General features: G+C 44.1%; 10 protein-coding genes. 8 read left to right on the top strand and 2 right to left on the bottom strand.

Going from position 1 to position 13323, the window contains the following annotated elements:
- Positions 1-61: 61 nt before the first annotated feature.
- Complete coding sequence (glnD, locus tag OCU28_RS08470) at positions 62-2686, bottom strand: bifunctional uridylyltransferase/uridylyl-removing protein GlnD (RefSeq protein ID WP_390623812.1); 2625 nt, start codon at positions 2684-2686, stop codon at positions 62-64.
- A 114-nt stretch (positions 2687-2800) separates the two neighbouring features.
- Here glnD and OCU28_RS08465 point away from each other — a divergent pair, with 114 nt between their 5' ends.
- Entirely contained in the window at positions 2801-5920 is a 3120-nt protein-coding gene (locus OCU28_RS08465) for an HD domain-containing phosphohydrolase (RefSeq protein WP_261815773.1), read from the top strand.
- A gap of 61 nt (positions 5921-5981) precedes the next feature.
- On the opposite strand, the gene map is transcribed toward OCU28_RS08465, so the two are convergent.
- Positions 5982-6860 (bottom strand): type I methionyl aminopeptidase, encoded by an 879-nt coding sequence (map, locus tag OCU28_RS08460; RefSeq protein ID WP_261815772.1) that lies wholly within the window; start codon positions 6858-6860, stop codon positions 5982-5984.
- A gap of 330 nt (positions 6861-7190) precedes the next feature.
- On the opposite strand from map, the gene rpsB reads away from it, so the two are divergent.
- The 7 genes from rpsB to ispC all read left to right on the top strand — a co-directional run bounded on the left by rpsB (position 7191) and on the right by ispC (position 13319).
- Positions 7191-7922 (top strand): 30S ribosomal protein S2, encoded by a 732-nt coding sequence (gene rpsB / locus OCU28_RS08455; protein ID WP_261815771.1) that lies wholly within the window; start codon positions 7191-7193, stop codon positions 7920-7922.
- Between the two features lie 123 nt (positions 7923-8045).
- On the top strand, positions 8046-8888 hold the full coding sequence (gene tsf / locus OCU28_RS08450; RefSeq protein WP_261815770.1) for a translation elongation factor Ts: 843 nt from the start codon (positions 8046-8048) through the stop codon (positions 8886-8888).
- A gap of 187 nt (positions 8889-9075) precedes the next feature.
- The gene (gene pyrH, locus OCU28_RS08445) at positions 9076-9804 is read left to right on the top strand and encodes a UMP kinase (RefSeq protein WP_261815769.1); all 729 of its coding nucleotides are present in this window, start codon (positions 9076-9078) and stop codon (positions 9802-9804) included.
- A gap of 38 nt (positions 9805-9842) precedes the next feature.
- Positions 9843-10400: a ribosome recycling factor gene (gene frr, locus OCU28_RS08440; protein WP_261815768.1), complete on the top strand. Its 558-nt coding sequence runs from the start codon at positions 9843-9845 to the stop codon at positions 10398-10400.
- Positions 10401-10492: 92 nt separating this feature from the next.
- Positions 10493-11248 carry an isoprenyl transferase gene (locus OCU28_RS08435; protein ID WP_261815767.1) on the top strand — a complete coding sequence of 252 codons (756 nt, stop codon included), beginning with the start codon at positions 10493-10495 and terminating at the stop codon, positions 11246-11248.
- Positions 11249-11258: 10 nt separating this feature from the next.
- The gene (locus tag OCU28_RS08430; protein WP_261815766.1) at positions 11259-12104 is read left to right on the top strand and encodes a phosphatidate cytidylyltransferase; all 846 of its coding nucleotides are present in this window, start codon (positions 11259-11261) and stop codon (positions 12102-12104) included.
- A gap of 18 nt (positions 12105-12122) precedes the next feature.
- Positions 12123-13319, top strand: a complete 1197-nt coding sequence (gene ispC, locus OCU28_RS08425; protein WP_261815765.1) for a 1-deoxy-D-xylulose-5-phosphate reductoisomerase — start codon at positions 12123-12125, stop codon at positions 13317-13319.
- The last annotated feature ends 4 nt before the right edge of the window (positions 13320-13323 follow it).

Here is a 13323-nt window from a genome sequence, read left to right as displayed (position 1 = left end):
TTAGCAGGGAATCAAGGGCTTAGATAGCAGCAACTCTTTCAACCCTGCGCTTATTCACACTTTAATTTGGGGCTAACTTGGTTAGGTTTATCTCAAGCTTGTTACACAACTGCTGTTTAAGGTCATCATTGAGCGGTAAATACTCCGGTGAGGTAATAATAAACAGATCCTCAGCGCGCTCACCAATGGTTGTGATCTTAGCTGCATGCAGGTGGATACCGAACTCGGCAAACGTGGCACCGACACTCGCCAGCAGTCCAGGGGTATCTAATGCCACAAGCTCCATCATGGTGTGTTTATTGTTCTTGGTTTCAACGAACTCAGTAATCGTCTTAACCTTAAAGTGAACCAAATTTCGCGGCGTGCGGCGTGTTTTTATCTTGGTTAATCGACCGTCGTTAATAATTAACCTGAGTTGATTGGCGAGCCTTTCATGGCAATCGATACCGAGCGGTTTGTTATTTTGATCGCTGATTATAAAGGTATCGAGAACATACCCATCTCGGCTGACCATAACCTGTGCATCATGGATGTTGTAATTGCGGCGATCTAGCTCAGCGACAATACTGGCAAAGAGTACTGGCTGGTCTTTAGTGTACACGAACACCTCGGTCCCACCTCGAGTAGTGGTTGGACTGGCTAAGATCAAGGTTTCACCTTGTTGGTGCTTTTGCAAAATCCCTTCGGTATGCCATACGAGTTGCTGGTGGGTGTGACGCAGGAAATAATCAGCCTTAAAGCGTTGCCATAAAAGGTCGACCTCTTTTTTGTCAAATCCTCGAGCTTGGAGAATAAGTGATGCCTGTTGCTGGTTGTGTCGAATACGCTCACGGGCATCAGCGGGATGCTCAAGACCACGACGTAACGCCCTTTGTGTTGAGTAGAATAGCTCGGAAAGCAACGAACGCTTCCAGCTGTTCCAAAACTCGGGGTTAGTTGCACAGATATCAGCAACGGTTAAGCAGACTAAAAATTCTAAGTACTCTTCATTGCGAACTTTCTTAGCAAACTCGGTGATCACTTCAGGGTCTTGGATATCACGCTTTTGAGCGGTAACAGACATCATCAAGTGATTTTTTACCAGCCATGCAACGAGTTTGGCTTCCGCTTTTGATAGCCCGAGTTCAGTACAGAATTGTAGGGCTTCACCTTCCCCAATCTCAGAGTGGTCACCACCGCGTCCTTTACCTATATCGTGGAAGATAGCCGCGATAATTAACAGCTCTGGCTTCTGTATTCTAGGTAACACCTCACAGCATATCGGGTTTCTTTCGTGGTTCTTGGCAAAACTAAAACTATGGATATGCTTAAGTAAGCGAATTGTATGTTCATCTACGGTGTAGACATGAAATAGGTCAAATTGCATCTGCCCTACAATCTGACTCCATTGCGGAAGATACGCCGCCAGAACACCATGTTGATGCATCAATCTAAATGCATTGCTTAGTACGTTTGGGTGGCGAACCAATTGTAAGAACTTTTCCCTTGCCACAGGAATATCGTGTAAGAATTTATTGAGGCGGCGGCGCGCAGTTCTCAATTGGCGCAGGGTTGGGGGCGATACCCCTGTAATGCTAGCATCATTGGTTATATGGATGAACATATCCAAGATGGTTTCAGGTCTTGCTTGAAAAAGAGCGGGTTTACGCGCTTCGATAAGGTGCCCGCGACGCTGAAAATCGTCATCTAATATCTCAGCTGGGGTTAACTTCCCTTTATTGATAATGGCTTGATCAAATAGCTTGAGCAGCATTTTATTCAATTCAGTAATGCGACGTAGAGTGCGATAAAACTCCTTCATCATCCGTTCTACTGGCTGGTTACGTTCCCCTGTGAAACCCAAGTTTTCGGCAACCTTAGCTTGGTAGGCAAATGAGAGGCGGTTGTCGTAGCGCTTTAACTCTATGTGCAGCGCAAAGCGGATCTGCCATAAGAAGTTTTGGCACTCTTGTAGCTCTCTGTATTCAGCGTCGGTTAGAAAGCCATGTTGGCTCATCTCAATGAGACAGGTGGCTCCAAAGTGGCAACGAGCTACCCAACTTAGGGTATGGATATCACGCAATCCACCCGGGCTTGATTTAATGTCGGGCTCTAGATTATATCCAGTATCGTGATAGCGAGCGTGTCGCTCTTTTTGCTCTTCTAGCTTCGCTTTATAAAACACCTCACTTGGCCAGAAGTCTTTTTTATTAAGTAATTGATTGAGTTGGGCGTAGCAGTCTTGGCTGCCGCAGATCAGCCGGGATTCTAGTAGATTAGTTGCAACCGTAAGGTCTTCTTTAGCAACGCTGTAACACTCTTTTAGGGTGCGAACACTGTGTCCAACTTCAAGTCTCAAGTCCCATAATAGGGTGACAAATTCGCTAACTTTTGGAATCCATTCTTTCTTTAATGGGCGCTTTGATAGGATAAGAATGTCAATATCTGACAGCGGATGAAGCTCTTGCCTACCGTAGCCTCCTACTGCGACTAAGCTTATCCCCTCAATTGAGTCAAAATGATAGTGTTGCCACAATCGGGCTAGCAATGCATCCATGTATAGGCTGCGCTCTGCAACTAGGTCAATGACTGAATACCCAGCCAGAAACTGTTGCTTCTGTTGCTCAGAAAAGTCAGCTAGGCGTTGCTTGAGACCTGCAATGCTTATTTCATTGTCACTCAGTTGTTGAATGGAGAGTAGGTCAATATGTGACACTTTAAATTCCTTTTTATAGATCTAGTTTAAATAGTTCCTGATTTCAGTGCGTTACGCAAGAGTTGTTCTACGCTATTAAGACCTTGTATTCATCATCTGTACGCTATGAAAAGACGTTTTACGATTAGATTTACAGTCATTGGTTTATTTTTATTAACCACAGCTCTCACCGCTGGGGTAGCGATTGCATTGCAGTACTATTTTAGTAAACAGCAAGTACTTAAATATACCCTTCAAGAGTATAAATCAACCGCACAATCGATTGCGAATAATGTTAATCAGATAGATGACTACTTCTCTAATGCTACTGAATTGATCTCTCAAGTAGGCCCATCTTTGGCAAACCTAAAGCAAGCCGATCTCACCCGTGACCTGTTTGTGAGTATGATGCGAGCCTCCCCCTTTTTTTATAGTGCCTATGTGGGTAAGCCAAATGGTGATTTCTATCAAGTTATCAATCTAGAATCATTGCCTGATTTGCGGCAAAAGCTTGGCGCTGCTACAACCGATCGTTGGATTGTGGCGCAGATAAACCCAAACTCACAACTTCGCACTGTAACCTATTACGATCAAGATATGGCTATGACCGGGCAACGCCAACAACCATCTCGATATTTAGCCAATCAACGCCCTTGGTATATAGGGGCTCAGAATGGACAGCTTTATAAAACGCAACCTTATCTGTTTCAGGTGGTGCCTGTCAGTGGGCAAACCTATGCCAAGGTTATTGCCGGGACTGAGGCTGTGGTGGGGGTCGATATTGTTCTGGGGTCGATGGCATCGGATATTGCCAATGATTTAGGTAATGCGCTTCATAATCAAGGGGTTGAGTTTTATATCTATGACCAATCAGGAAACATTAAAGCCGCTTCAGACCTTGATAGTTTGCAGTCTCTGCCTGAGGTCCGGCCGCTTTCTCTTCCTCAGGAAATGCAGGATTTTGTGGACTCTTCTGGGAAGATAAGAATATCAAATGAGAATAACTGGCCTCCATTAGACTTTGCATTACGAGGGCAACCTAGTGGGTATATGGTTGATTTAATTAAAATCCTTTCACTCAAGATAGGCTTGGATATCACCTTTATCAATGGATTTAGTTGGTCAGAGTTGATGAATGCTTTTGAACAGCGACAACTCGATGTATTACACCCTTTAGCCAATAATTCAGTCAGTCGACAACTGGGTGCTTTGAGTAAGCCATTGGCATCGTTTGATTTTGCTCTCGCGCAACTGGGTAATCAGTATAGCGCTCTATCTCAGATGCAAGGCAAGCGGTTAGGTCTGCTGGGTGGATGGTCAATTATTGACGATATAAGAGGGAGTTTTCCCACTATAGAGTTGGTGGAGTATAGCGATATATACCAAGCTTTATTGTCTCTTGAGCGGGGTGGGGTAGATGCGGTTCTTGACCTTGAGGTTATTTTGCATCGAGTACAACAGCAGCATTTTATGCACGATGTTGACGTTATTAATATGGCGCTACCCAAGGGGCTAGCTAGCAGTCAGTCATTCCACCTGGCGGTTAGCCAAGACAATGAGATCTTGCTTAAATTATTCAACCTTGCGTTAGAGAATTTGACCTCACAAGAGCGGGCATTTTTAACCAGTAAATGGCTAGACAAAGACAGCCATTTAGGTGTGGTTCCACATAAGATTTTACTCGATGCCACTGGTGATGACAGCTTGCAAAATACCTTACTAGAGAAGACCTTTGATGGTGAAAAACACTTCGTATTTGTGGCGGAATTAGACCTATTTGAGTCGGGAAGAGAGTTCTTTGCTATTTCTGTACCGAGCGCGAGCTTACTTAAAAGCACCCAAACTAGCGTCATAACCTCTATGAGCGCTTCCAGTGCGATTCTAGTATTACTGATTCCTTTATCTGGGATATTTGCTCGCCCGATAGTTAGGCCAATACGTGATTTGATTGAACAGATGAACAGAGTGCGCGAGCGAGATTATAAGCAGGTACAGGTGGTGGAGTCGATGATTGTTGAAATCAACTCACTTTCCCACTCGATTACGCTCACCTCTGATGCCCTACAAGAGCATGAACGTACTCAAGAAGAGTTTATTGAATCCTTTATTAAGGTGATAGCTCAGGCTATCGATGATAAATCACCTTATACCGCAGGGCATTGTAATCGCGTTCCAGAACTGGCTTTAATGCTGGTTAAAGAGGCTGAGCAGAGCCAAAGTGGGGAGTTAGCCAGTTTTAGATTTGACAATCACAAGCAGCGGCGTGAGTTTCGTATTGCCGCATGGCTACATGACTGCGGTAAAATCACAACCCCAGAACATATCGTAGATAAAGGCTCTAAATTAGAGTGCAACTATAATCGTATTCATGAAATAAGAACACGCTTTGAGGTGATGATCCGCGACCAAATTATTGATTTTTATCAACACAATAACCCTCAACTTCAACCCGAGAGCGATGCTGCGTTGCAGGCGGATATAGAGCAACTCAAGCAAGAATTTGCAGAGGTCGCCAAAGCCAATGTTGGCGGTGAGTTTATGGATGATGAGAGCGTTGAAAAAATAGAGCGCATCGCTAAGCGAACTTGGGTTCGTTATCTCGATGACCGACTTGGTTTATCACCAGAAGAGCAGCGTCGATTGGAGATAATGGAGATAGCCTCAACGGCGCCCGCAGTGGAATCATTACTTAGCGATAAGCCAGAGCATATTTATCAGCACCCATGCAAAGTAGAGTTTGATCCCAGCTTTGAGATTAAAATGCCAGTACCGGAATATCTGGCTAATCGAGGTGAGATATACAACCTTACAATACGTAAAGGCACGCTTACCAGTGAGGACAGATTTAAAATCAACGAACATATTGTTGGTACGATTAAAATGCTAGAGCAGATGCCATTTCCCGCTGAACTGGCTAAGGTGCCACGCTACGCTTCTACTCACCATGAGACGATGAAAGGAACTGGCTACCCACGTCAACTGAAAGGGGAACAACTGAGTATTCCTGAACGCATTATGGTGCTGGCAGATATTTTCGAGGCGTTAACGGCAGCAGATAGGCCATACAAACAGGCAAAAACCTTAAGTGAAGCGCTTCGCATTATGCGCTTTATGGTACTCGATGAGCATATTGATAAAGAGGTATATCAGCTATTTTTAGAAAGTAAGGTATACCTTAGTTATGCAGAGCAATATTTGAATCGCGAACAAATCGATGAGGTCGATATTGAAGATTTTAGGGTGTGAGTGAAGGGGGAATAGTTGTTAAACAGGCCAGCTGATAACTGGCCTGTTTATTAAATGATATTTACTTATTTATCATAAGGCGAGGGATGGACTCATCACTGCGCAGGGTTAGAACCTCACAACCATCGCTGGTTACAACAATGGTATGTTCCCATTGTGCGGAGTTTTTACCGTCACCGGTATAAACTGTCCAGTCATCATTACCATCAATGGTACAGCCAAATTTGCCTGCGTTGATCATTGGCTCAATGGTGAAGCACATGCCTTCTTTTAGGGTGCGACGGTCAAAGTTTTTATAATGAACAACTTGCGGCTCTTCATGGAACTCATTGCCGATACCATGGCCACAGAAATCTTTTACAATTGAGAACTTGTTGCGAGGGTTCTTCTTATTGTTCTCTTTGATGTATTTCTCAATGGCGGTGCCAATTTCACCCACGGATGCTCCAGGCTTCACTTGCTTCATACCTAGATATAAAGCTTCTTGTGCAACCATACATAGACGTTTATCCGTTGGTGCAACGTCACCGATTAAGAACATCTTCGATGTATCGCCGTGATACCCTGCTGGACGCACAGAGAGGTCTGCATTTTCATCGTCAGGAATAATAACCGTGATATCGATATTTACGATGTCACCATTTTTGAGTACTGCCGGCTTAGCTTGTCCGTTGCTGCCGGTGGCATCTTGTTCTGCAGGGATACCATGGCAAACAATATGGTTGATTGAGGTACAGATGGATTTAGGGAAACCATGATAATCAAGAGGTGCTGAATACGCGCCATTTTGTAGGGTAAATTCATGGCAGATACGGTTAAGCTCTTCTGTGGTAACCCCTTCTTTAACATGGGGCTCGATCATCTCTAGTACGTCTGCTGCTAGCTTGCCAGCTACGCGCATTTTTTCGATTTCGGTAGCTGTTTTGATTTTGATTGACATGCACAACTCAATTATTTCGCTTGATATTAGATACATTCTAACAAGCTTGGGTAATGGCGCAAATGAAAATCAAACTCACTGGGTGTTAAAAGTGAGTAAAAAACAGAATTAGCTGGTCAATTGGTGTTTAAATATGGTATAAAGCGCGCCGAGATAGGTTCTATTTTCTTTCTGTATGCAGAGCGATGTAGAGTTTAGTCTCACTTACTTTATTTTAATTCACACACATTTCGACACATGTTTCGGGGTGCTTCACTGTTTGTTAACCATACAGTAGAGGTCGAGACCATGGGAAATGTGGAGGCCTAACCCCATTAGAGGATTTTAAAAATGGCAACTGTATCAATGCGCGATATGCTTAAAGCTGGTGTTCACTTCGGTCACCAAACTCGTTACTGGAACCCAAAAATGAAACCATTCATCTTTGGCGCTCGTAACAAAGTTCATATCATCAACCTAGAAAAAACTGTACCTATGTTCAACGACGCTCTTGCTGAGCTTGCTAAAGTTGGCGAGAAAAAAGGTAAAGTTCTTTTTGTTGGTACTAAACGCGCTGCATCTGAAGCTGTTAAAGAAGCTGCAATCGCAAGCAACCAATTCTACGTTAACAACCGCTGGTTGGGCGGTATGCTAACAAACTACAAAACTGTTCGTCAGTCTATCAAACGTCTTAAAGAGCTAGAAGCTCAAGCTCAAGACGGTACTTTTGAGAAACTAACTAAGAAAGAAGCTCTAATGCGTACCCGTGAAATGGATAAGCTAGAGAAATCTCTTGGTGGTATCAAAAACATGGGTGGCCTACCAGACGCTCTATTTGTAATTGATGCTGATCACGAACACATTGCAGTTAAAGAAGCAAACAACCTAGGTATCCCTGTATACGCAGTAGTTGATACTAACTCTGACCCTGACGGTGTTGATTTCATCATCCCAGGTAACGACGATGCTATCCGCGCGGTACAACTATACCTAAACGCTGTAGCTTCTGCTGTGACTGAAGGTCGCAACAAAGACGTTGCTACTGCTGCTGATAAAGACGGTTTCGTAGAAGAAGCTGAATAATAGCGGCTCCAAGTCACACTTAGTTTGTCGCTTTGCGACATATATTGACTAAGTGATAGTATGCTTCAGGGGCCCCATTTTGGCCCCTGAATTTTACCTTTGAATTTAACTGAGGATTAGAGGATGGCTGTAACTGCTGCTCTAGTAAAACAACTGCGCGACCGCACTGGCGCAGGCATGATGGACTGTAAAAAGGCTCTTACCGAGACTGACGGTGACATCGAACTAGCAATTGAAAACATGCGTAAATCTGGCGCTGCTAAAGCTGCTAAGAAAGCAGGTAACGTAGCTGCTGAAGGCGCAATCATCATCAAACACGCTGACGGTGTTGCTGCTCTTCTTGAAGTTAACTGTCAAACTGACTTCGTTGCTAAAGACGTAAACTTTGTTGCTTTCGCTGATAAAGTAGCAGAAGACGCTCTAGCGACTAAAGCTACTTCAGAAGAACTACAAGCTAAGTTCGAAGAAGAGCGTATTGCTCTAGTTGCTAAAATTGGCGAAAACATCAACATCCGTCGCGTTCAATACGTTGAAGGTACTGATCTTGCTTCTTACCGTCACGGTGAGAAAATCGGTGTTGTTGTTGCAGGTCAAGGCGACGCTGAAACTCTTAAACACGTTGCAATGCACGTTGCTGCTTCTCGTCCTGAGTTTGTTAACCCAGCAGACGTTCCAGCTGCAGTAGTTGAAAAAGAGAAAGCGGTACAAGTTGAGATCGCAATGAATGAAGGCAAACCAGCGGAAATCGCAGAGAAAATGGTTATCGGCCGCATGAAGAAATTCACTGGCGAAATCTCTCTAACTGGTCAAGCTTTCATCATGGAACCAAAGAAAACTGTTGGTGACGTACTGAAAGAAAAAGGTGCTTCTGTAGTATCTTTTGCTCGCCTAGAAGTAGGTGAAGGTATCGAAAAAGCAGCTGAAATGAGCTTTGCTGATGAAGTTGCAGCGGTACAAAAAGGTTAATTATTAGCCTAGTCGAATAGAAAAAGACCGTGGCAATTGCTACGGTCTTTTTGTGCAAGGGCTAATGTGGCTTTTTAATTGACAAAGAATGATAGTTGTCGTGAATATGGATTTATCCATTTTGAATTAAGGATTAGAATCTCTATCCACGACCGTTAATCGAAAACTGACTTGGTAGGTATACCCAATGACTACAAACCCAAAACCAGCATATCAGCGTATTTTGTTAAAACTGAGTGGTGAGGCTCTTCAAGGTGATGAAGGATTCGGCATTGACCCAGCAGTTCTTGACCGTATGGCTCAAGAAGTTAAAGAACTTGTTGAGTTGGGTGTAGAAGTGGGCGTCGTTATCGGCGGCGGCAACCTTTTCCGTGGTGCAGGTTTGGCTGAAGCAGGCATGAACCGTGTTGTTGGCGACCATATGGGAATGCTAGCGACAGTAATGAATGGCTTGGCAATGCGTGATGCACTGCATCGTGCTTATGTTAATGCCCGCGTTATGTCGGCTATCCCACTCAAAGGTGTATGTGACGACTATAACTGGGCGGATGCAATTCGTGAATTGCGTCATGGTCGTGTAGTTATTTTCTCAGCTGGAACAGGTAACCCATTCTTTACTACAGACTCAGCAGCTTGTCTGCGTGGTATCGAAATTGAAGCGGATATCGTTCTTAAAGCAACAAAAGTTGACGGCGTATACAATGCTGACCCAGCGAAGAACCCAGACGCTGAACTTTATGAGAAGTTGTCGTACAATGCTGTATTAGAGCAAGAGCTAAAAGTTATGGACCTTGCTGCATTCACATTAGCGCGAGACCACAAAATGCCGATCCGCGTATTTAACATGAACAAGCCTGGTGCGCTTCGTCGAGTAGTGATGGGTGAACCTGAAGGCACCTTGATCAACAACGATTAATCGTACTTAGGGCAAACTAAAAAAATATAGGTGACATCGTGATTAACGAAATCCAACAAGATGCAAAACAACGTATGGAAAAAAGCGTTGAAGCGCTTAAAGCAACTTTATCAAAGATCCGTACTGGTCGTGCACACCCAAGTTTACTTTCTGGTATCTCAGTAGAGTACTACGGTGCTCCAACGCCTCTTAACCAGGTGGCAAACGTTATTGCAGAAGATGCGCGTACCCTTGCTATTACTGTATTTGACAGAGAATTAGCACCAAAAGTTGAAAAAGCTATCCTGCAATCGGACCTAGGTCTAAACCCTATGTCTGCTGGTACGGTTTTACGCGTGCCGCTTCCACCGCTTACTGAAGAGCGTCGTAAAGACCTTGTTAAGCTTGTTCGTGGTGAAGCAGAAGGTGGACGTGTTGCTATCCGTAACATTCGTCGTGATGCAAATGGTGATCTTAAAGCACTGCTTAAAGATAAAGAAATCTCTGAAGATGAAGACCGTAGAGGCCAAGATGAGATTCAAAAGCTAACTGATGCTGCGGTTAAGAAAGTAGACGAAGTTCTTGCTGGTAAAGAAAAAGAGTTGATGGAAGTTTAATTTCTTCGACTTAATGGTTACAAAACGCTGCCCTACTGTGCAGCGTTTTTTTCTGCTATTATTCCCCACCTGTTTCATTTTACTAATCTTTTATGTCTGATTCTTCCCTCTCTAATGCGGCACTACCGCAACATATCGCAATAATTATGGATGGTAATGGTCGCTGGGCTAAGGCTCAGGGCAAGCCGCGCGTATATGGCCATAAAAAGGGTGTGACTGCTGTAAGGAAAACCATTACTACAGCTGCCAAACTGGGGATAAAAGCCGTTACTTTGTTTGCTTTTAGTAGTGAGAACTGGCGTCGCCCACAGGCAGAGGTCGGTCTATTGATGGATCTATTTATTACTTTGCTCTCTAAAGAGATAAAGCGGTTACATAAAAACGATCTAAAACTGCAAATCATTGGCGATAAGAGTCGATTTTCCGATAAGCTTCAGAAAAAAATAGCAGAAGCGGAACAGCTGACTAAAGACAATAAAGGCTTGGTAATTAACATTGCGGCCAACTATGGCGGCAAGTGGGATATCGTTCAAGCAACCCGTAAGCTTGCGGAGCAAGCGGTGCGAGGTGAAATTCAAACGCAAGATATTAGTGAACAGCTGATGGCTGAGTGTTTGAGTTTATCCGATTTACCTGATGTAGACTTAATGATTAGAACCAGCGGTGAGTCACGCTTGAGCAACTTTTTGTTGTGGCAGGTTGCCTATGCTGAGTTTTACTTCTGTGACACCAATTGGCCTGATTTTGATGAGGATACCTTATCAGAGGCGATTTCATGGTTTGTTAATCGTGAACGTCGTTTTGGCTGTACTGGTGAGCAGATCAAAGCCCTAATGGCTCAAGAATAAGGAATATCTTTTGAAGCAACGTATTATTACGGCACTGATTTTAGCGCCTCTGGTTATCCTCGGTGTATTTAAGCTCCCATTAGTCGGCTTTATGCTGATGTTGGGCTTTATTACATTACTGGGGCTGTGGGAGTGGACTCAATTTGTCGAAATGGGTTCACGAGCGCAAAAGATGGTACTGTTATTTGCCACTTTCTTGGTTCCTTTTCTGTTTATCCCCGAGAGCTTTGTTAAGCAGTCTGAATTGGGTGGCGCACTATTAATTATTGTTGCAGGTGGAGCCATTTGGTGGCTTATCGCCAGTGCACTTGCAATCAGTTACCCCAAGTCAGCCGTTTTATGGAAAGAGTCAGACCTGCTGCGGTTTGTGTTTGGTCTTTTGACCCTAGTCCCATTTTTCTGGAGCATTGTGGCGTTGCGTGCCATTAGTATTGATACCGATTTTTATTATGGTGCTAAGCTCGTAATGTATGTGTGCGCACTAGTGTGGGCCGCGGATAGCGGTGCTTATTTTGCAGGGCGCAGCTTCGGTAAGCATAAAATGGCACCGAGTGTAAGCCCAAATAAAACTATCGAAGGCCTTATCGGTGGTGTGATAGTCGCTATGATTGTAGGGTGGGGTTTGACCCTGTGGTTTGACTTACATTTTTCTAGTCCAGGATTAATGGTGCTCATCACCCTAGTTACGGTAGTGATTTCCGTGCTTGGTGACTTGGTTGAAAGTATGTTTAAGCGTGTGGCAGGAATCAAAGATAGCAGCAATATTATCCCTGGACACGGTGGAATTTTGGACCGTGTAGATAGCCTTACTGCCGCCTTCCCTGTATTTGCAGTACTTTACTTTTTGATGCAGTAACGGAAAACCGTATTCAATATGCAAAACATATCTATATTGGGTGCTACTGGATCTATTGGTTCAAGTACCCTCAAGGTTATCGCCCAAAACCCTGAACATTATCAGGTGTTCGCATTAGCGGCGGGTAGCAATGTTCAGAAGATGCTCAAGCTATGTAAGCTGTGGCAGCCTGAATATGCGGTGATGGCCAATGATGATAGTGCGCTCAAGCTTAAGGCTGCGCTCAGCTCTGCTAGATTGAAGACAGAAGTTCTATCTGGCGATGAGGGAATGTGCTTTGTCGCTTCCGCGCCACAGGTAGACATGGTGATGGCGGCGATTGTTGGAGCTGCTGGATTGCGTTCAACTATGGCTGCGGTAACTGCAGGTAAACGTGTACTGCTGGCAAATAAAGAAGCCTTAGTCATGTCAGGTCAACTGTTTGTTGATGCTGTAAAACAACACGGTGCAGAGTTATTACCAGTAGATAGTGAACACAATGCTATTTTCCAATGCTTACCGCAAAACATACAAACTGATTTAGGCCATTGCGATCTAAATCAAGCTGGCGTTGAGCGTATCTTATTGACGGGCTCTGGCGGACCGTTCCGTTATAGCGCAGTTGATACACTCCCTAATGTAACGCCTGAGCAAGCGATAGCTCATCCAAATTGGTCTATGGGGCCTAAGATCTCAGTTGACTCAGCAACTATGATGAATAAGGGACTTGAATATATTGAGGCTCGCTGGCTGTTTAACGCCAATAAGCAACAATTACAGGTGCTTATTCACCCGCAATCTGTTATTCATTCAATGGTTCAATATAAGGATGGCTCTACCTTAGCACAGCTTGGTGAGCCGGATATGTGTACACCTATTGCCTTGACTCTTGCTTATCCGCAACGTATCTCTGCTGGGGTTAAAGCACTTGATTTTACTAAGGTTGGTGAACTTAGCTTCCTTGAACCAGACTTCTCACGATATCCGTGTTTGGAGCTGGCGATTGAAGCTTGTTATAGTGGGCAACATGCAACAACAGCACTCAATGCTGCAAATGAGATTGCTGTAGAGGCTTTTTTAGCTCGCCGCATCGCATTTACTGATATTGCTAAGGTAAATGCCGCTGTAATGAACAAGGTTTGTGCAACTGAACACGCAACCCAACTGGATAGCTTGGAAAGCTTGATAGAGCTAGATAGAATGGCACGAATACTAGCGCGAGAGCACCTAACTTAAGAGT

This window comes from Vibrio gallicus (genome assembly GCF_024346875.1).
Lineage (GTDB): Bacteria > Pseudomonadota > Gammaproteobacteria > Enterobacterales > Vibrionaceae > Vibrio > Vibrio gallicus.
Note: the sequence above shows the minus strand (reverse complement) of the source record. Positions and strands in the feature narration are given on the sequence as shown.